The organism is Roseibium suaedae (genome assembly GCF_900142725.1).
Lineage (GTDB): Bacteria > Pseudomonadota > Alphaproteobacteria > Rhizobiales > Stappiaceae > Roseibium > Roseibium suaedae.
Map to the genome: position 1 here is coordinate 180,625 of NZ_FRBW01000005.1, position 17,753 is coordinate 198,377.

The 17,753-nt window shown below is 58.6% G+C and carries 19 protein-coding genes; 9 read left to right on the forward strand and 10 right to left on the reverse strand.

The genetic code is table 11. The features are described 5' to 3' along the window. Nucleotides 1-30: 30 nt before the first annotated feature. The 5 genes from dctP to BUA94_RS19680 are packed head-to-tail and all read left to right on the forward strand — an operon-like array spanning nucleotide 31 to nucleotide 4,188. Nucleotides 31-1,038 carry a TRAP transporter substrate-binding protein DctP gene (gene dctP, locus BUA94_RS19660; protein WP_073015062.1) on the forward strand — a complete coding sequence of 336 codons (1,008 nt, stop codon included), beginning with the start codon at nucleotides 31-33 and terminating at the stop codon, nucleotides 1,036-1,038. Nucleotides 1,039-1,065: 27 nt separating this feature from the next. Next, complete coding sequence (locus BUA94_RS19665; protein ID WP_073015063.1) at nucleotides 1,066-1,539, forward strand: TRAP transporter small permease; 474 nt, start codon at nucleotides 1,066-1,068, stop codon at nucleotides 1,537-1,539. 3 nt (nucleotides 1,540-1,542) lie between these two features. Continuing rightward, nucleotides 1,543-2,826, forward strand: coding sequence for a TRAP transporter large permease (locus tag BUA94_RS19670; RefSeq protein ID WP_073015064.1), 1,284 nt, complete (start codon nucleotides 1,543-1,545; stop codon nucleotides 2,824-2,826). Nucleotides 2,827-2,836: 10 nt separating this feature from the next. Continuing rightward, the gene (locus BUA94_RS19675) at nucleotides 2,837-3,187 is read left to right on the forward strand and encodes a hypothetical protein (RefSeq protein ID WP_073015065.1); all 351 of its coding nucleotides are present in this window, start codon (nucleotides 2,837-2,839) and stop codon (nucleotides 3,185-3,187) included. Next, complete coding sequence (locus BUA94_RS19680) at nucleotides 3,184-4,188, forward strand: alpha/beta hydrolase (protein ID WP_073015066.1); 1,005 nt, start codon at nucleotides 3,184-3,186, stop codon at nucleotides 4,186-4,188. Before BUA94_RS19675 ends, BUA94_RS19680 begins: the two co-directional genes overlap by 4 nt. A gap of 69 nt (nucleotides 4,189-4,257) precedes the next feature. On the opposite strand, the gene nac is transcribed toward BUA94_RS19680, so the two are convergent. Continuing rightward, a complete protein-coding gene (nac, locus tag BUA94_RS19685; RefSeq protein ID WP_073015067.1) occupies nucleotides 4,258-5,187 on the reverse strand; it encodes a nitrogen assimilation transcriptional regulator NAC in 930 nt (309 codons plus the stop codon). A gap of 211 nt (nucleotides 5,188-5,398) precedes the next feature. Between nac and BUA94_RS19690 the strand changes: the two genes are divergently transcribed. Next, entirely contained in the window at nucleotides 5,399-6,145 is a 747-nt protein-coding gene (locus tag BUA94_RS19690) for an SDR family oxidoreductase (RefSeq protein ID WP_073015068.1), read from the forward strand. A 108-nt stretch (nucleotides 6,146-6,253) separates the two neighbouring features. On the opposite strand, the gene BUA94_RS19695 is transcribed toward BUA94_RS19690, so the two are convergent. The 6 genes from BUA94_RS19695 to BUA94_RS19720 are packed head-to-tail and all read right to left on the reverse strand — an operon-like array spanning nucleotide 6,254 to nucleotide 10,925. Beyond that, a complete protein-coding gene (locus tag BUA94_RS19695; protein ID WP_073015069.1) occupies nucleotides 6,254-7,018 on the reverse strand; it encodes a LamB/YcsF family protein in 765 nt (254 codons plus the stop codon). 3 nt (nucleotides 7,019-7,021) lie between these two features. Then, on the reverse strand, nucleotides 7,022-7,465 hold the full coding sequence (locus tag BUA94_RS19700; RefSeq protein ID WP_073015070.1) for an acetyl-CoA carboxylase biotin carboxyl carrier protein: 444 nt from the start codon (nucleotides 7,463-7,465) through the stop codon (nucleotides 7,022-7,024). Beyond that, entirely contained in the window at nucleotides 7,462-8,448 is a 987-nt protein-coding gene (locus tag BUA94_RS19705; RefSeq protein ID WP_073015071.1) for a 5-oxoprolinase subunit C family protein, read from the reverse strand. Before BUA94_RS19705 ends, BUA94_RS19700 begins: the two co-directional genes overlap by 4 nt. Next, nucleotides 8,445-9,116, reverse strand: a complete 672-nt coding sequence (pxpB, locus tag BUA94_RS19710; protein WP_073015072.1) for a 5-oxoprolinase subunit PxpB — start codon at nucleotides 9,114-9,116, stop codon at nucleotides 8,445-8,447. Before pxpB ends, BUA94_RS19705 begins: the two co-directional genes overlap by 4 nt. 1 nt (nucleotide 9,117) lies before the next feature. Then, nucleotides 9,118-10,485 carry an acetyl-CoA carboxylase biotin carboxylase subunit gene (gene accC, locus BUA94_RS19715; RefSeq protein WP_073015073.1) on the reverse strand — a complete coding sequence of 456 codons (1,368 nt, stop codon included), beginning with the start codon at nucleotides 10,483-10,485 and terminating at the stop codon, nucleotides 9,118-9,120. 14 nt (nucleotides 10,486-10,499) lie between these two features. Next, the gene (locus BUA94_RS19720) at nucleotides 10,500-10,925 is read right to left on the reverse strand and encodes an acetyl-CoA carboxylase biotin carboxyl carrier protein (RefSeq protein WP_073015228.1); all 426 of its coding nucleotides are present in this window, start codon (nucleotides 10,923-10,925) and stop codon (nucleotides 10,500-10,502) included. Between the two features lie 280 nt (nucleotides 10,926-11,205). On the opposite strand from BUA94_RS19720, the gene BUA94_RS19725 reads away from it, so the two are divergent. Both BUA94_RS19725 and BUA94_RS19730 read left to right on the forward strand, forming a co-directional pair. Next, the gene (locus BUA94_RS19725; protein WP_073015074.1) at nucleotides 11,206-12,411 is read left to right on the forward strand and encodes an aspartate transaminase; all 1,206 of its coding nucleotides are present in this window, start codon (nucleotides 11,206-11,208) and stop codon (nucleotides 12,409-12,411) included. A 29-nt stretch (nucleotides 12,412-12,440) separates the two neighbouring features. After that, the gene (locus tag BUA94_RS19730) at nucleotides 12,441-13,115 is read left to right on the forward strand and encodes a 4-carboxy-4-hydroxy-2-oxoadipate aldolase/oxaloacetate decarboxylase (RefSeq protein ID WP_073015075.1); all 675 of its coding nucleotides are present in this window, start codon (nucleotides 12,441-12,443) and stop codon (nucleotides 13,113-13,115) included. Nucleotides 13,116-13,530: 415 nt separating this feature from the next. Here the strand turns inward: BUA94_RS19730 and BUA94_RS19735 are convergent, their stop codons facing one another. Genes BUA94_RS19735 through BUA94_RS19745 form a run of 3 tightly spaced genes read right to left on the reverse strand, consistent with a single transcriptional unit; the run spans nucleotide 13,531 to nucleotide 16,423 of the window. Next, nucleotides 13,531-14,835 carry a TRAP transporter large permease gene (locus BUA94_RS19735; protein WP_073015076.1) on the reverse strand — a complete coding sequence of 435 codons (1,305 nt, stop codon included), beginning with the start codon at nucleotides 14,833-14,835 and terminating at the stop codon, nucleotides 13,531-13,533. Between the two features lie 48 nt (nucleotides 14,836-14,883). Next, a complete protein-coding gene (locus tag BUA94_RS19740; protein ID WP_235860651.1) occupies nucleotides 14,884-15,465 on the reverse strand; it encodes a TRAP transporter small permease in 582 nt (193 codons plus the stop codon). A gap of 10 nt (nucleotides 15,466-15,475) precedes the next feature. Beyond that, complete coding sequence (locus BUA94_RS19745) at nucleotides 15,476-16,423, reverse strand: TRAP transporter substrate-binding protein (RefSeq protein ID WP_235860652.1); 948 nt, start codon at nucleotides 16,421-16,423, stop codon at nucleotides 15,476-15,478. 552 nt (nucleotides 16,424-16,975) lie between these two features. On the opposite strand from BUA94_RS19745, the gene BUA94_RS19750 reads away from it, so the two are divergent. After that, a complete protein-coding gene (locus BUA94_RS19750; protein WP_073015078.1) occupies nucleotides 16,976-17,743 on the forward strand; it encodes an SDR family oxidoreductase in 768 nt (255 codons plus the stop codon). Nucleotides 17,744-17,753 lie beyond the last annotated feature (10 nt).

Genomic DNA, 17,753 nt, shown 5'->3' on the forward strand with positions numbered 1-17,753 from the left:
TCTGACGGACTGCATCTCTGGGAGGATCAAATGAAACTGCAGAAATTCCTGACCGCGACCGCTTTGACTGTCGTTCTGACCAGCAGCGCCGCCATGGCCGCCGATTACAAGCTGACCGTTACGCTGGACACCAGCCCCCAGCACGTTCGGAACGTCTGGCTGAAAGACTTCGCGAAAGCCATCGAGGACAAATCCTCTGGCCGTCTCGAAATCGAAATCTTCGAAGCAGCAGCAAAATACAAGGACAGCGAAGCAGCCGCAGCTGTGGCACAGGGCGCCATCGATATCGCCATGCCGCAATACCAGCTGATCTCCCGCTTCGTTCCTGAAAGCGACTTCGAGCAGCTCCCGATGTTCTACGGCCTCGGCCGTGACGAGATCTATGCCGCCGTCGATGGTGAGGTCGGTCAGGATCTGCACAAGCGCATTGAAGACAAGCTGCGCGTAAAGGTCCTTGGACGTCCGATCGACCTTGGCTTCGGCACCGTTTTCTCCACCGATGTGGAACTCAAGACGCCGGCAGATCTGGCTGGCCTCAAGGTCCGCGTTCCGGGTGGTCCCGCAACAGTGCAGCGTTATGAAACCATGGGCTCGGTGCCTGTGCAGATTTCCTGGCCCGATGTCCCGCAGGCTCTTCAGACCGGAACCGTTTCCTCGCTCTGGGCCACGCAGGAATCCGTTGCTTCGGCCAAGCTTTGGGACGCTGGCGTAAAATATGCGATGGAAGACCGCCAGGCGATCGTTCAGTACGTTCCGCTGATCAACCAGCGCAGCTTCGACAAGCTGCCTGAAGATCTTCAGACGGTATTGCTTTCGACCTGGGATGAAATGGTCGACGGCCAGCGTGACTTTGCTGCCGAACGTCAGCAGGCCGCACGCGACCTCAACGCCAAGAACGGCATCGTCACCTCGGATCCAAGCGAAGAAGCCCTGGTTGAGATGCGTCAGAAGCTGCTGGCTGCCCAGCCGGGGCTGGTGGATGAACTCGGCATTGATCCTGACTTCATTACCAAGCTCTCCGCAGCGATCGGCAAGTAAGACCGCTAATCAGGTCGGAGCGTCACAATGAAAAAACTCCTTGTCGGGCTGGAGACCGGTGCCACCGGTCTCCTGGCTCTCGCTGCGGCGCTCCTGACCGTGAGCGAATCCGTCTTGCGCTACATCGCGCCAACCAAACTTCCGGACTGGGGTGCTGAAGTCACCATCTATCTGGTCGGCTGGGCGGTCATGCTCAGCGCAAGCCGTCTCATTCGAGACCGCATGCATGTGAATGTCGAAATGCTTTCCGAACGCATGACGCCCGGATTGCAGAAGGGCCTTCAGATCTTCGCCTGTCTTTTTGGCGTTGCAGTCTCGACGTGCATCGCCTTTGCCGGCTGGCAAATGGTCGACTTTGCACTCCTCCTCGGCGAACGCTCGGATTCATCCATCCGCTTCCCGATGTGGGCCTATTACAGCGCGATTCCGGTCGGTTTCGGGCTGTGCTCGGCAACTTACTTCTGGCAACTCGGTTGCCTGCTTCTCAAGCGGAAGGACTGATCCATGTTGCTCACCTCAGTCCTGATCCTGTTCTTCCTGCTGCTTCTGGCAGGCGTACCGATCTATCTGGTTCTCTCGGGCCTCGCCGCCATGGTCTGGCTCGTGGAAGGCGACCCGCTGGTTTCCCTCGGCCAGCAATATGCCAACCATCTGAACTCCTACACGCTGGTTGCTGTTCCGCTCTTCGTCATTGCGGCAACCTTCATGCAGCGTGGTGGTGTTGCGCGGGCCCTGATCGACATGGCTTCGGCATGGGTCGGCCGTACACGCGGCGCCCTCGGCATTGTCTGCATCCTGGCAACGGCCGTGTTCGCTGCCATCTCGGGATCCTCCGTTGCAACGGCCCTGGCCATCGGGGCGGTCCTCATCCCTGCGATGCGCGACCGCGGCTACCCGATCAGCTTTGCCACCGGCACCATCGGCGCAGGCGGAACCCTCGGCATTCTCATTCCGCCATCCCTGGCGATGCTGATCTACGGCATCATCGTGGATGAATCCGTGCCCCGGCTGTTTCTGGCCGGTGTGGTTCCCGGTCTTATCCAGGCAGCACTGCTGATTGCCTATGTCCGCTTCTTCGCGGTCCGCAATAATCTGCCCGTCGAAGACAAGCTTGACCGCAAGCAGTTCATCCGGGCCAACGTCCGTGCAATGCCCGCACTCCTGGTTCCGGTCATCATTCTCGGAGGCATCTACTCCGGTCTCGTGACCATCTCCGAAGCGGCTGGACTGTCTGCAGTCGTTGCCCTGATCGTGAGTCTTCTGTTCTACCGGGAAATCAAGCTGCTCGACGTGCTGCCCATCCTCGCGGATGGCGTCCGTCAGACAGGCGTCATCATCTTCATCGTCCTGGGCGCACTGACTTTCGCACACTGGCTGACCGGTGCAGGCGTAACACGTGTCCTCGTGGAGTTCGTCGAAAGCATGGATCTCTCGGCCTGGGAATTCCTGATCATCGCCAACCTGATCATGTTCATTCTGGGCATGTTCCTCGAGGTGATCTCGGTCATCCTGATCTTTGTGCCGCTGATCGTGCCGGTGATCCTCCAGCTCGACATCGATCCAATCCACTTTGGTGTGATCCTGGTCGTGAACATGGAGATCGCCCTTCTGACGCCGCCCGTTGGAATGAACCTCTTCGTTCTGAAGTCGGTCGCCAACACGGGCATCGAGAAGGTCATCAAGGGCATGGTTCCCTACATCATCCTGATGCTCTTCCTGCTTGTCTTCATCACCTTCGTGCCTGCCGTTTCCACATGGCTGCCGAACCTTGTCTTCGGTGCAAGGTAGGAGAACCCGCATGCCAATCGCCCAGATAACGGTTTCCGAAAAGGTCCTGCCTGCACTGCGCGGCAAGTCGGAGGAGCTGACGGACAAGATCGTCCAGATCCTCAGCCAGGACCTCTTCGCACGGCCGGACCTCATCCAGGTCGTGTTCACGGCAGCAATCGCGCCTGTCTTCGGCAAAGAGGTGCTCTGTCAGGTGTTCCACCGAGCAACGGAAGCACGAACCGCAGAGGTCCGGAAGGCCGTTGCCGACAAGCTGCATGACACGCTTCAGCAGTTCACCGGTCACAGCGTCCGCGTGCGTCTGATGTCCCTTGAATCCGCCACCATTGCCGCGTCCGATACGCCGGAGACCCCAGAATGAATACCGAAATCGCGCTTCGCGACATTCTCTCCTTCCACGTCGGGGGAAGTCTGGTGGAACTGACCGATCAGCCCATCCAGACTGTTCAGGTGTCTCCGAATGCAGCTGCACGGTCCGTCGACCTCAATGGTCACTATGTCAACGGTCAGCTGTATGCGCAGCATTTCAGGCTGGCGGCGCCTAAGTCCGATGTACCGGTGCTTTTCTGGCATGGCGGAGCAATGACAGGCGTCACCTGGGAGACGACACCGGACAATCGGCCCGGCTGGTCTTCCATCTTCCTGAGATCCGGATATGACGTCGTGGTCTCCGATGCGGTGGAGCGTGGCCGGTCCTCATGGTCGCCATGGCCGCAAATCTATGACAGCGCGCCCTTGTACCGCACCCTGGAAGATGCCTGGCATCTGTTCCGCATGGGGCCGAAGAACGGGTTCGCAGCCTCTCCAGCGAACCGCCGGGCCTTCGACAAACAGCGTTTCCCGATCGAATCCTTCGATCAGCTCTGCGCCCAGTTCGTCCCCCGCTGGACCACGAACGCCGACCTTTCCGTTGCCGCCTACCAGAAGCTGGTGGACCGGTTCGAAAAGGTGATCATCGTTGCCCATTCGCAAGGCGGGTGGTTCGCGCAACGGGTCGCATCGCTTATGCCGGAAAGAGTGCAGGCCGTCGTACTGGTGGAGCCGGCAGGCGCTCCTGCAATGAACGAGAGCGCATTGGCAGCGGCCTCACGCGTGCCCCATCTCTATCTTTGGGGGGACTATTGCGACGATCACGCAGCCTGGATTCCCTACAAGTCTGACGCTCTTGCCCAGGTCGAAAGACTGCAGGCACTGGGTGGAACTGCGGAAAGCATCGACTTGCCGAAGCAGGGCATCTTCGGCAACTCGCATATGCCGATGATGGACAACAATTCCGCTGAAATCGCAGACATAATCCTCGGCTGGCTCGCCCGGCACGCCGCACCCGTGACGGCGTCGGGCAGCACCCATGCTGCCGAATAAACTGCGATCAGACATTCAACGCCAGCCGGATATCCTGTCCGGTTGGCGGAATGCTCTTTGTCAGCAGGTTCACCCAGGCAGCTGAGCTTTTTCCTTCAGAAGCGTCCCGGTCAACTCCAGCAGAAGCTCCTTGATTGCAACTGCCGGTTCGGACAAGGGCGAATGCTCGGCTGTACAAAGGGACAGCGCTTCACCGATTGCCGGATTGGTGATCTTGCGAACGGCCACCGGACTGTTTTCGCCCATAATGCGCTGCGCGACTGCATAGGGAACAATCGTCACCCCAAGCCCGGATTGAACAGCAGACGTGAGGGTCCGGACGGCATCGATTTCAGCGATCACCTTCAGATCGGTCTTGCTGCGCATGAAGGCAATATCGATTGCCCGGCGGACAAAATTATAAGCTGGAGGCAGAATGAAGGGCAGATCCGCCAGATTGGAAACGGCCAGCGGTCCGTCCTCCGGCAGCTCAGCCAGCATGTCCCGGCGGGCAACAAGGAAGAATTCCTCGTGCAGGACCTGCTCGAAGTGAACACCCTTGATCGGACCGGCACCATGAATGAGCGCCATGTCGAGCCGGCCGTTCATGATCATCTGGCTATAGGGCTGACTGACGCTTTCCGTCACTTCCAGCAGAATACCGGGAAAGCGGGCGCGTGCCTCGCGGATCAGATCGACGGAGAGCGTGCCGGCACTGCTGAAGGGCACAAGACCGACCACCACCCGTCCTGACAGAAACTCGCCATCGGTCAAGACCTCCGCCTGGGCCTGTTCAAGCTGCCGCAAGACAACCTGCGCATGTCGGTAAAGGATCTTCCCGGCTTCAGTCATAGTCACGCCCTGGTGACCCCGGATCAGAAGCTTCTTGCGAAAATGATCTTCAAGCGTTGCGAGCTGCTGGCTGAGCGCAGGCTGAGCGATGTGCAAAAGATCCGCAGCACGGGTAATGCTGCCGGTATCGACGATGGTAATGAAGAAACGAAGCCGCCGGGTATCCACTGCAGACCACCTGATTTAAGTCCAACCGAATAGACGGATTATTGCCGTGCAAGTCAACTTTCCCGGCGAAGTTTGACCGGGACAGCCGGGCAAATAAGAATTCAGTCTGCCCCCATAACTGCGCGGGAGCTGTACCCGCCGCCGCTGCCTGCCTAGACTCTCCGAGAGCGGCGCGCAAGCGCGAGACAATCTGCTATCCAACGAGGGACGCATGAGCTTTTCAGACTACAAGACAGCCCTGGTCACAGGCGCATCTGCCGGCATGGGAGCGGCAATCGTTGAGCGTTTCTGCAAGGAAGGCCTCACGGTTCACGCAGTGGCTCGCCGGAAGGACCGGCTTCAGGACCTTGCCGCCCGCACCGGCTGCATTCCCCATGAGCTGGACATGACCGACTACGCCGGCCTGAATGAACTGCTGGGCAACCTGGAAGTGGATGTTCTGGTCAACAATGCCGGTCTCGGCATGGTCGGCAATCTGACCACGCTGGGCGAAGACGACATCAACAATATGATCGACCTGAACCTGCGCAGCGTGCTGCAGTCGGTTCGTGTCGTGCTGCCAGGCATGATCGCCCGCGATCGCGGCCACATCATCAACATCAGCTCGATCGCCGGTCACTATAACTTCGGCGGCAACCCGGTGTATCACGCAACCAAGTCCGCCATTCACATGCTGTCCCAGCAGATCCGCGTGGATGTTCTGGGCAAGCGGATCCGCGTGACCGAAATCTGCCCCGGCCGGGTCGAAACCGAAATCTTCAACACCAATCATGGTGTCTCATCGGGCGAAGAAGCGCATAAGAAATTCTATGAAGGCTATGAAGTGCCAAGCGCCGAGCACATCGCTGACACGGCAGCCTTTGCCGTCAACATGCCAAGCTATGTGAATGTCGGGCTGATTGAAATCATGCCGACCTTCCAGGTTCCAGGCGGCCTGACCACTTTGAAGACCAAGTAAAAAAGAAACCCGCTGCTCCGGCAGCGGGTTTTTAGTTTCGGGTAAACACCATTGCGTCGCTGCAAACCTTCAGTCCCGGCAATGCGGAACTGGCAGCCTGTTCAAAAACTAGGCCTGCTTTGACAGGGCCGTGATCGAAACTCCGTTTTCCTGCAACTTCGTCCGGATAGTCCTGGCAAGCTGAACTGCACCAGGGGTATCGGAGTGAACCAGAACCGAATTCACTTCCATCGCAATGGTTTCACCATCAATGGTCTCGACTGTCTTTTCGCGCACCAGCCGCAACAGGCGGGCAATCACTTCTTCTGCATCCTTGATGACGGCGCCAGGCCTTGCCCGCGGCGCCAGCTGGCCATCCGCCGTGTAGGCCCGATCGGCAAGAAACAGCCGGTAGCAGGAAAGGCCGGCCTGATGAGCCGCCTTTTCAAGGGCAGAGCCTGGCAGGACAAGAAAGCGGATCGACTTGTCAAACGACCCAACCGCCCGCACCAGTGCGGACGCGATCACGTCATCGGCCGAAGCCAAATTTCCAAGCGCACCATGCGGGTTCACATGCGCAATCTTGCGGCCGCAGGTCCGGGCAAAAGCATCCAGCGCTCCGAGCTGGTAAAGAACGTGCTTTTCCAGTTCGACCGGATCCATCTGCATGACACGGCGGCCAAATCCCATCCGGTCCGGAAAGCTGACATGCGCACCAAGATCGACCCCGTTTTCAACGGCGACCTTTACGGTCTGATCCATGATGACAGGATCGCCCGCATGATAGCCGCAGGCAATGTTGGCAGAGGTGATCAGCTGCAGGAGGGACGCATCATCGGCGATGGCGTAGGGACCGAACCCTTCACCCAGGTCCGCATTGATGTCGATTTGCATGGCTTATCCTTTTTGCCCGGAGGTGTCCGGCTCCGGAAAAAACTCGAAAACGGGTGTGTTGTAACCAACGACGCTGCCTGGCTGGACAAGCGGACGGCCAAGCTTTCCAGCGCTCTCTGCAATCACGGCCATGAGCATCAATCCGCTGCGGACATAGGCCACAGGCTGTCCTTTGGAAACAGCATCACCTTCCTGCAGCGCTTTCTGCGAAGAGCCCGGATGCGCCGCCAGCAACGTGCCAATCAGAGGCGAGCAAAGATGCTCAGCTTTTGCAGAGGCGCGCGTGGGCATGCCTGCGCCAGCGTTCAGGCCCTCCTGCGCTGCCCCGGTCTTGCCGTGAGTGGGCAGTGTCAGAGAAACTTTCCGGTCATCCAGCTCATAGCTGACATGGCTGAACCCTTTGGCCAGCATGAGCGCAACAAGCTTGTCGAAGTCTTCGGTATTCATGTCTTGGCCCACTTATTGGCGAGGCTCCGCAGCCGCGTTACTTGAGCACGCAAGCCCTCGAGATAGGCTCCCGATGCGGAAAGCGCATCCAGCGCTTCCTCGTAGGTGACCTGCACAAACTTCAGTTTGTCTCCGGCCTTTGCCTGACCAATGCGCCAGAGATCCGCTTCAATCACGGACCCAATTTTCGGATAGCCGCCCATGGTCGCTGCATCTGCGAGCTGAATGATGGGCTGTCCGCCGGGCGGCACCTGAATGACGCCGGGAACGATACCGTGCGAACGCAATTCCAGCGTCGTCTTGAGCTTTAATTCCAGTCCGGAAAGACGGAAACCGGCTCTATTGCTTTGAACGGTGACATCCCAGTCCGCAGCCCAGAATTCATCTCTCGTCCCGCCTGTGAAGCACTCATATTCCGCAGCCGGCACCACGCGAATGGCAATTGCGCTTTCATCGCCGAAGGCGAGAGCCTGGCGAGGGGGCAGCGCGCCTGTGCCGGACGCTGGCAGCTCCGCATGTCCGTCACCTGAGGGCAACACATCTCCCTTGGAAACGGGCCTGCCTTCAAGACCGCCGAACTCTTCGCGCAGCTGTGTGCTGCGCGAGCCCAAAACTGCGGGAACATCAATCCCGCCAGCCAGGCAAAGATAGGCACGACTGCCCTCGACCGGAGCTGAAAGCTGCAGAATCTGGCCCGCGCGGGCTTCCATTGCCCACCATGGCGGAACCGGCTTGCCATCAAGGGTGGCACGGCAATCTGCCCCCGTCAGCGCGAAGGCACAATCTTCCCGGAACAGAAACCGAACGGGCGGCAACGGAATTTCAAGAGCAGCTGCGTCATCCGCATTGCCCAGCAGAATGTTTCCAACGGCAAGAGCCATGCGATCCATGGCGCCCGACCGGCTGACGCCGTAGCGGTAGAAGTCGGGCCGGCCGAGATCCTGAACCGTCATCAAGGGGGAGGGGGTGAGGATTTCAATCATGAAAGCACCTCTGCCACCTTGAACCGGATCATGTCGCCCGGTTGCAACAAAGCAGGAGGCTGGTTGGCGGGATCAAAAAACACTATGTCGGCGCGGCCGATCGTATGCCAACCACTTGGTCCCTTTGAGGCAGAAACACCGGTCTGCATGCCAGCAACAGACAGCGAACCGCCAGGAATGCTGAGCAGCGGAACCTTCCGCCGCGGCATGAAGAGACGCGGGTCGAGCCCTCCAAGGTAACAATATCCGGCATGACTGCCGACGGCATAGACCGTGTAATCAGGCTCGCTGTGAAGACGCACGACGTCGGCGACGCTTAGGCCGGTTCCCTCGGCAACATCGGTCAGATGCGGTCCGCCCTCGCCACCATAATGGATCGGAATTTCCACGGTTCGGGACTGCGGCTGCAGTTCCTCACCCGAGGCCCAGCCGTCGTAGAGCTTGCGCTTCAACGTATCAATGCTGCGCGGAGGCTCCTTTAGGATCAGGGTCAGGTTGGTCATGCCCGGGACCGCTTCACCGACCTCAGGCCAGGAGGAGGCTCGCTCGGCAAGCGCCCAGACCCGCCGCTGGTTATGAATGTCAAAGTCGCCCGGCGCCTCGAACAGCACGGCACTGGATCCAAGAAGACTGATCCGGGGCTCGGCGAGCACGTTCACAACGTTCATGTTACACGCTCCCCCGTTCTTTCAGCAGCCGTTCCAGGTGATGAATATCCACCCCGCCCACGATGAAGCCGGGGTCCTCGAGCAGGGAGGCGTGCAACGGCCCGTTGCTTGCGGGGCCTTCGATCTTGAGCTGGCGCAAGGCCCCGCGCATCCTTTCGATCGCCTCCGACCGGGTGCGGCCATGTGAAATAACCTTGGCGATCATGGAATCGTAGCTTGCGGGAACTTCGTAGCCTTGAACCAGATGGGTATCGACACGAATGCCCGGTCCGCCTGGCAAGGCAAGACGGGTAACGCGGCCCGGACGCGGCTGAAAATTGAAAGGATCTTCAGCATTGATACGGCATTCCAGCGAATGCCCCTCGCAAACCACATCCTCCTGCCGGATCGACAGTTCGTGGCCCAGAGCAACCCGGATCTGTTCAGCAACAATATCGGTTCCGGTGACCATCTCCGTTACGGGATGCTCCACCTGGACCCGCGTGTTCATCTCGATGAAATAGAACGCGCCATCCTCGTAGAGGAACTCAAAGGTCCCTGCGCCTGAATAGCCGATATTACGGCACGCTCCGGCGCAAAGCTCCCCGATCTGGGCGATAAGAGCCCGGTCGATGCCAGGCGCTGGAGCTTCCTCGATGACCTTCTGATGGCGTCTCTGCAGAGAGCAATCCCGGTCGCCCAGCCAGACAGCATTGCCATGCTTGTCGCAGATCACCTGAATTTCCACATGGCGGGGACGGTCGAGAAACTTCTCCATGTAGATCGTCGGATCCCCAAAGAAGCGTGCGGCTTCCTTGCGTGTCAGTTCAACGGCGCCGACAAGTTCGGAAGCTGAGCGGACAATGCGCATGCCGCGTCCGCCACCACCACCTGCGGCCTTGATGATAACCGGGAAGCCGATGTCACCCGCGACCGCTGCGATATCATCAGCTGAACCGATCAGGGCGTCATCCGGCCCTGGAACACACGGCACACCGGAACTGATCATTGCGCGCTTCGCCGCGATCTTGTCACCCATGGTGCGAATGCAATCCGCCGAAGGACCGATAAAGACCCGTCCCGAAGCCGCAATTGCATCGGCAAAGGCTGCGTTTTCCGACAAGAAGCCATAGCCCGGATGAATCGCACCCGCACCTGTGGCTTCAGCCGCCATAAGCAGGGCATCCGTATTCAGATAGCTTGCAGATGCAGCAGCCGGCCCGATGCAGACAGCTTCGTCGGCCAGCTCCAGATAAGGAGCTCCCCGATCCGCTTCCGAGTAGACACAAACCGCCTTGAGCGAAAGCTGGCGGCAGGCACGCAAAATCCGCAAGGCGATCTCGCCGCGGTTGGCGATCAAAACGGTATCAAAGGGAGTTTCTTGCTTCATCTCGGTCTCGAACGTCAGTTCTTGACAAGCCGGAACAGAGGCTGATCCAGCGAGACCTGCTCACCGGGCTTGACCAGCACCTCCTCGACGACCCCGGCATGCGGGGCCTGAACGGCGTTGAAAATCTTCATTGCTTCGATGGTGCAGAGCGTATCGCCTTCTGCAACCTTGGAACCAGGCTTCACATAGTCCGCCGTGTCCGGTTCAGGAGACAGATGTGCAACGCCCATGAATGGCGCCAGCACCAGGTCTTCCTTTGAGCCGCTCTCCTCGGGAGCAGCAGGGACAAGAGGAGCAGAACTCGACTGAACAGACACGTCACTGGCCGCAGCCGCAGTCTTGACGAGCTTGATGTGCTCCTTGCCGTCTTTCCATTCAAATTCGGAAAGAGGTGTGGAGTTCATCCAATCCATCAGTTTGCTAAGCCGTTCAATATCCATTGACATTTCCATCCGGGAAGCCGGCATTCCGGTCCATTTTCGTAATTTGAAAACGCTAGCATAAGGCGCTGGTGATGGGGTCAGACGATATTGCTATGTCTTGAGGACCGTGCCTTGACCTCCGGACCTTGCAATCTCCGCCGTTTTCCTGGGCCTGAGCGCACATCGCCGTCTGCTATCGGCCCATAATGAATGCGTCTTACCTCGCGCGATCTGGCTGCAGTTATTGTTTCAAGGTTATTTCAATGAGAGGACGTGCGTGAAAGACGCACGCTGGGAAATGCCGGATTTCAAGCTTGCTAAGCGCGTGACGCGCATCAAGCCCTCCCCCAGTACGGCTGCGGCAGCACGTGCGAAAGAACTCAAGGCTGCTGGCCGTGACATTGTCGACATGACTGTCGGAGAGCCGGATTTCGACACGCCGGATATCATCAAGCAGGCAGCCGTAGCGGCCATGCAGGCCGGGCAGACGAAATACACTGCCGTCAACGGAACGCTGGAACTGCGCCAGGCGATTGCCGCCCGGATGAAGCGTCACACAGGTCAGGACTATGCTCTTGACCAGATCACTGTCGGCGGCGGTGGAAAGCAGATCATCTTCCTGGCTTTCATGGCATCGATCGACGACGACGATGAAGTCATCATTCCGGCCCCCTATTGGGTGTCCTATCCGGACATGGTGATTGCCAACGAAGGCAAGCCGGTCATCGTGACCTGCCCGGAAGACAATGGTTTCAAGCTCACACCTGAAGCTCTGGAAGCCGCCATTACCCCCAAGACACGCTGGCTCGTGCTCAACTCGCCGTCCAACCCGACTGGCGCAGTTTATAATGAGGCCGAACTGAAGGCACTTGGCGCGGTGCTCGAGCGTCATCCGCATGTCTTCGTGCTGACCGACGAAATCTACGACGAAATCTGGTTTGGCGAAGGCAAACTGGTAAGCCTCGTGGAAGCCGTTCCGGCTCTCAAGGAGCGGATCTTTGCCGTCAATGGCGTGTCCAAGAGCTATGCCATGACCGGCTGGCGCCTTGGCTATGCGGTCGGACCGCTTGTGCTGGTCAATGCGATCAACAAGCTTCAGTCGCAGATCTCATCCTGCCCGTCGTCGATCAGCCAAGCTGCCGCTGCTGCAGCCCTGTCCGGCGATCAGAGCTTTGTGGCAGAATCCGGCAAGGCCTACCGCCGCCGCCGCGATGTTGCCGTTGAACTGCTCAACGGGATTCCCGGCCTGTCCTGCAAGGCTCCAGACGGTGCCTTCTACCTGTTCGCCAATTGCAGTGGCGCGATCGGCAAAACGGCTCCCAGCGGACAGAAGATCGAAAACGATCTCGACTTCGTTCTCTACCTTCTGGACAACGGCGTGGCTGCCATTCACGGCGCAGCCTACGGCCTGTCGCCCTATTTCCGCCTGTCGACCGCGACCTCGGAAGACCTGATCCGTGAGGCTTGCCGCCGTATCGAGGCTGCCTGCGCCGCGCTCTCCTGAAACACCCGTCCCTAACCAGGAAAAATCAAATGGTACATGTCAGAACCAAAATCGAGCGCGCACGTCCGGAAGATGTCGCAGCACTCTCCAAGTTTTCCGTTGCCACCATTCACGAGGCCCAGGGCCGTCTTGGCGCGGTGAACCAGAAGATCAAGCCGATCGACCGCAATATGTCCTTCTGCGGTTCGGCCTTCACGGTTCAGTCTGCTCCCCGTGACAACATCATGCTGCAGGTTGCGATCTCCTATGCTCAGCCGGGTGACGTCATCATCGTCTCCGCCGGAGAATATGAAGACGCCGGCTCCTTCGGCGACGTGCTGGCAAATGCCTGCAAGGCAAAGGGCGTGACCGCCCTTGTCACCGATACCGGTGTCCGTGACACCAAGGAAATCATCGATCTCGGCTTCCCCGTCTTCAGCCTGAGCGTCTGTGTCATTGGCACGGTCAAGGAAACCCTCGGCAAGATCAACGATACCATCGTCATCGGTGGCCAGATCGTCCGCCCGGGCGACATCGTGCGCGGCGATGCCGACGGCGTGGTGATCGTCCGCCGCGAGGATGCAGCAGAAGTCGCAAAGCTTTCCCAGGCCCGCGAAGATGCCGAGGCTGGCTATATCGCTGCCTACAAGGCAGGCAAGAGCGTCATCGAAGTCAGCAATCTTGCTGGCGTTCTGGCTGCAAAGGGCCTGACGACAGACGAGTGATTGCCTTCAGCCACTTCGGTGGCGGGTGACCGAAAGCCCAGACAGACCGCGCGCTCCTCCCAAGCGGCCCTGTCCAGGCAGCAAAGGCCTCCGGGGTATGACCCCGGGGGCCTTTTGCTATTGGGAGCCCGAAAAGGGAAGACGAGGTTCATGTGCCCAGTCCCAACCTCTGCCCCTCTGCCGGTTCGCCTGCAGAGGCCTCGTCGCGCAAGGTCGTCTCCATCTTTCAACTCGGCTGTTCAAATAGAGATCGATGCCCGCCAGGCTGTAGAAGGCCTCGAGTACCCCACGCTTGTCGCCAGCTATCGACCTGACCTTCACAAAGAAAAAGACCCGGGAGCCTTTCGGCTTCCGGGTCTTCTTTTGTCTCTAGCAGAACCATGTACCGGGCGTTGGTACCTCGTTCTGACGCTCCTTAGCCCATGAGCAGGTTGGGCAGGAAAGAGACAATCTGCGGGAACAGTGCAAGAACCACCACGAAGGCGATCATGATCATCAGATAGGGCATCGTGACTTTCGCAATGTAACCCGTGTCACGTCCGCTGATGTTCTGGATGACCACAAAGTTGAAGGCCACCGGCGGGGTGATCTGCGCCATCTCGACAACGAGCACGATGAAGATACCGAACCAGATCTTGTCAAAGCCTGCCTGCTCAACAAGCGGCAGAACCACGGACAAGGTGGTCACGATCATGGAGAACCCTTCCAGAGCCGTCCCCAGGATCAGATAGAGCACCATCAGCGCAAGGATCAGGGACAGCGGCGACAGGTTCCAGCCCGCAACAGTTGCGGCAACCGCATCGGGAATGCCCAGCATCGCACTGAGATTGCCCAGGATGGATGCCCCAAGAATGACCAGACCCATAACGGACGACGTTTGAACGGCGCCTAGTGCGATGTTCCGCAGCACCTCGAGGGACAGCATCCCCTGGATCCAGCAGAGAATGAAAGCACCGACGACCCCGATCGCAGCCGCTTCTGTCGGCGTTGCGAGACCACCATACATGGAGCCCAGAACACAGACCATGAGGAACATGGTTGGCCAGAGTTCCTTGAGCGCGGCAACGCGCTGACCGAAGCTCAGATGCTTGAGTGCCCTTTCACTTTCCGGCACGAGATCCTTGTTGATGGTCGTGTGGATCATGATCCAGGCGCCAAAGGCACCGGCGAGCAGCAATCCAGGAATTAGGCCTGCCGTGAACAGGCGCAGCACGGATTCCTCAGCCAGCACGCCATAAATGATCATGACAGTGGACGGGGGAATCAGAAACCCGAGGGTGCCGGCACCAGCCAGACTGCCGATGGCAACGTCAGGCGAATAGCCGCGGGCCAGAAGCTCCTTCAACGTCATCCGGCCGACAACCTGTGTCGTAGCGGCAGATGAGCCCGAAATGGCCGCAAAAATGGAACAGCCAATAACGTTCACATGAAGCAGGCGCCCCGGAAGCAGGCCGGCCCAAGGTGCAAGGCCTGCAAAAATGGCCTGCGACAAGCGGGTGCGGAACAGGAACTCTCCCATCAGCACGAACAGAGGAAGGGCAACCAGTTCCGACGACGTCAGAATGTTGAACGCATATTGCGGGATCAGCCGGTCCAGCGGAACGTGAAGGAACATGTACCCCAGCGCAATCGCAGTTGCGAGCAGGGCCATGCCGATCCAGGTTCCGGCGCCGAGAAGTAAAAACAAGAACCCGAAAAGGCTACCTATGACTGCCGTCATCGACAACTCTCCAAATTAGTATTCCGACATGCGGAAAAGTCTCGATGACTATTCGATCGCGGAAGCAGCCCCAAGGTCAGGCCGGTCCAGAGGGGCACCGGTCAGACAGGCAAGAACGCGGACAAGCATCTGCAGCGCCATGATGACAGCACCCAGGGCCAGAACGGCTTGCGGGATCCACAAAGGCGTCAGGCTATCCTGGGACACTTCGCCGTAGCCCCATGTCCGCAACGCGAACTGCACAAGCGCCATGGCAACAAAAACCGCTACGGCAGCGCCAGCCAGGCTGGCAATTGTCTCCAGAACGCGTGAGAATCTGCCTTTGCCGGCGCGAAGCAACGCCTCGACGCGGATCTGCAGTCCCGCACGGAAAGTCATGCCTGCACCCAGCAGAAAACACGCGCCCATCAGATAGCCGCTGTATTCCCAACCGATATGCGTGGTTGAGGGAACCGACGGAATGATCCGCGACACGCCCGCCAGCACGATCTCGGCAAGCACGAGCAGGGTCATGGCGACCATACAAAGCACGGCAAGGAACGCCCCCGTCAGGGAAAGGCAATCAGCGGCGGCCTGCAAGGCCGCCACCAATCCTTTGCTGCGTGCATCTTCATTCAAAGAAGACGTCATGCTGCTCATCTCAGTTCATCGAAGCTTTGTACTTCTCGACGAGAGGCTTCGCATCCGGAACCCGCTCGAGGAAAGCTGCCTGAAGGGCTGCCGCACGCTCTTCCATCTGTGCCCGCAGTTCCGGGGAGATCTCTACGAGCTCCATACCGTTTTCGGACATGGTCTTGATGCTGTTGACGTCACCCTGACGCGAAACGTCCCAGAACTTGGGCTCCAGCTCTGCGGCAACCTTCAGGATCGCTTCCTGCTGGTCAGCCGGGATGGAGTTCCAGGTGTCCAGGTTGATGGTCACCATGTTGGAACCCCAGGTGTGGTTGGTCGGGTAGACATACTTCAGGAATTCCCAGAACTTGCCGTCAACGCCCGAAGTCGCGGAAGTCGCAACACCGTCCACGCGGCCGGAGGCCAGAGCCGGGATAAGCTCACCCCAAGGCATCACAAAGCCGGCCATACCGATCGCACTGACGATATCGACAGTGTTCTTGTCAGCACCGCGAACCGGAATGCCCTTGAAATCTTCGATATTGGCAGCCAGCACCTTCAGATAAACGTACTGGGCCGGCGAGGGGACCATGTAAAGGATCTTCTGGTTGTTCTTTTCGGCGAGCTCTTCGTAGACCGGGCGAATGATCGCGTGATACTTCTTGAGTTCGTCCATGGAAGACACAAGGAACGGAATTCCCTCAACACCGAAGAGCGGATTGACGCCAACCTGCTGGCTGATGTTGATGTCGGCCATCTCGACCAGTCCATCACGCACTGCCGTCAGCTGATCCGGACCTTTCAGGCCCAAAGAGCCGCCAGCCTTCACAGAAATGACCACGTTTCCATCAGTCACGGTCTTCACGGCATCGGCAAACTCGACAGCGTTCTTCACCATGAAGTTGGAATCCGGCAAAGCATCCGCCAGATTGATTTTAACCTCCGCAAAGGACGTGATCGCAGAAGTTGCGAGCATAGCCCCAGCAATCGCCGCGCTGATAATATTGCGCCTGTTGAATAGCATAGTGGTTCCCCTTCTTTATTGTACCACGTTCGCTAAATGTATCCTCCAGCCACGGTATCCGTGACAAAGATCTTCCAGCTTTAGCAAGTGCCTCACTCAACACTCTCACGTGGCATGATCTGACGCTCTGGTCATTTCCGATGTTAGAGTCGGAACCGGGAGGGGGTAAGTGATGAGTGCCATATGGGGTGATCGCAATTTCATATGGCTCCCTTGCTGCAGCAATTGTCCTCATCGGCTTTCGCGGTTTTGAGCAGGCAAGCCTCCGCTCTCCAAGTCAGAAATCCTTTGCCGGCCAGATCCATAAGCATTCCATATGACCCAAGATGAAGGTCATCTTGGGCAATCTGGTAAGGCGCCAGCTAAGGATAGGCGAAATCCGGCGCGGTAAACGCCGTAGCCTGATGGCTTCGTTTGCCGGTCTCTTTATCCAATTTCCGGCCAGGATACTCCCTGCGCAAGACCGCAGGCAAACCGTCCCGAGCCACCCTGACGGAGGAAACCATGACATTTCCGCTCTTCGATCTTGCCGGCAAACGGGCGCTCGTAACCGGCTCCTCACAGGGGATCGGTCTGGCGCTGGCTCAGGGACTGGCCCAGCACGGTGCCTCAGTGGTTCTGAACGGCCGCGACACGGCAAAGCTCGAGACTGCCGTGCAAGGCATTCGCAATGCGGGTTTTGAAGCCGACGCATCTGTCTTTGATGTGACAGATCCTGCGGCCGTTGGCCCAGCAATCGATGCCATTGAACAAGACACCGGCCCCATCGACATCCTCATCAACAATGCGGGCATGCAGTTCCGCACGCCTCTTGAGGACTTCCCAATCGATCGCTGGAAGCAGCTGCTCGAAACCAATATCTCCAGTGCATTCTATGTTGGGCAGGCTGTAGCCCGCCACATGATTGCCCGGAGAAACGGCAAGATCATCAACATTGCTTCCGTGCAAAGCGAGCTTGCCCGGCCTGGAATTGCGCCCTACACGGCCACGAAAGGTGCGATCAAGAATCTCACCCGTGGCATGTGCGCGGACTGGGCTCAGCATGGCCTCCAGGTGAACGCCATTGCTCCAGGCTATTTCAAGACGCCGCTTAATCAGGCCCTCGTGGACAATCCGGAGTTTTCGGCCTGGCTGGAGAAGCGCACGCCGGCAGCCCGCTGGGGCAATGTCGAAGAGCTTATCGGAGCTGCAATCTTCCTCTCCGGAAAGGCCTCCTCCTTCGTGAATGGTCACACGCTTTATGTCGATGGCGGCATCACGACCTGTCTGTGAGGCACTAAAC

Bases quoted from the DNA above. Each gene is read 5' to 3' on its own strand.
- pxpB (WP_073015072.1), bottom strand. From the start codon at position 9,116: ATGAACGTTGTGAACGTGCTCGCCGAGCCCCGGATCAGTCTTCTTGGA.
- BUA94_RS19705 (WP_073015071.1), bottom strand. From the start codon at position 8,448: ATGATTGAAATCCTCACCCCCTCCCCCTTGATGACGGTTCAGGATCTC.
- BUA94_RS19675 (WP_073015065.1), top strand. From the start codon at position 2,837: ATGCCAATCGCCCAGATAACGGTTTCCGAAAAGGTCCTGCCTGCACTG.
- BUA94_RS19690 (WP_073015068.1), top strand. From the start codon at position 5,399: ATGAGCTTTTCAGACTACAAGACAGCCCTGGTCACAGGCGCATCTGCC.
- BUA94_RS19720 (WP_073015228.1), bottom strand. From the start codon at position 10,925: ATGGATATTGAACGGCTTAGCAAACTGATGGATTGGATGAACTCCACA.
- accC (WP_073015073.1), bottom strand. From the start codon at position 10,485: ATGAAGCAAGAAACTCCCTTTGATACCGTTTTGATCGCCAACCGCGGC.
- BUA94_RS19740 (WP_235860651.1), bottom strand. From the start codon at position 15,465: ATGACGTCTTCTTTGAATGAAGATGCACGCAGCAAAGGATTGGTGGCG.
- BUA94_RS19670 (WP_073015064.1), top strand. From the start codon at position 1,543: ATGTTGCTCACCTCAGTCCTGATCCTGTTCTTCCTGCTGCTTCTGGCA.
- BUA94_RS19695 (WP_073015069.1), bottom strand. From the start codon at position 7,018: ATGCAAATCGACATCAATGCGGACCTGGGTGAAGGGTTCGGTCCCTAC.
- BUA94_RS19750 (WP_073015078.1), top strand. From the start codon at position 16,976: ATGACATTTCCGCTCTTCGATCTTGCCGGCAAACGGGCGCTCGTAACC.
- BUA94_RS19700 (WP_073015070.1), bottom strand. From the start codon at position 7,465: ATGAATACCGAAGACTTCGACAAGCTTGTTGCGCTCATGCTGGCCAAA.
- BUA94_RS19725 (WP_073015074.1), top strand. From the start codon at position 11,206: ATGCCGGATTTCAAGCTTGCTAAGCGCGTGACGCGCATCAAGCCCTCC.
- BUA94_RS19665 (WP_073015063.1), top strand. From the start codon at position 1,066: ATGAAAAAACTCCTTGTCGGGCTGGAGACCGGTGCCACCGGTCTCCTG.
- BUA94_RS19680 (WP_073015066.1), top strand. From the start codon at position 3,184: ATGAATACCGAAATCGCGCTTCGCGACATTCTCTCCTTCCACGTCGGG.
- BUA94_RS19730 (WP_073015075.1), top strand. From the start codon at position 12,441: ATGGTACATGTCAGAACCAAAATCGAGCGCGCACGTCCGGAAGATGTC.
- dctP (WP_073015062.1), top strand. From the start codon at position 31: ATGAAACTGCAGAAATTCCTGACCGCGACCGCTTTGACTGTCGTTCTG.
- BUA94_RS19735 (WP_073015076.1), bottom strand. From the start codon at position 14,835: ATGACGGCAGTCATAGGTAGCCTTTTCGGGTTCTTGTTTTTACTTCTC.
- BUA94_RS19745 (WP_235860652.1), bottom strand. From the start codon at position 16,423: ATGCTCGCAACTTCTGCGATCACGTCCTTTGCGGAGGTTAAAATCAAT.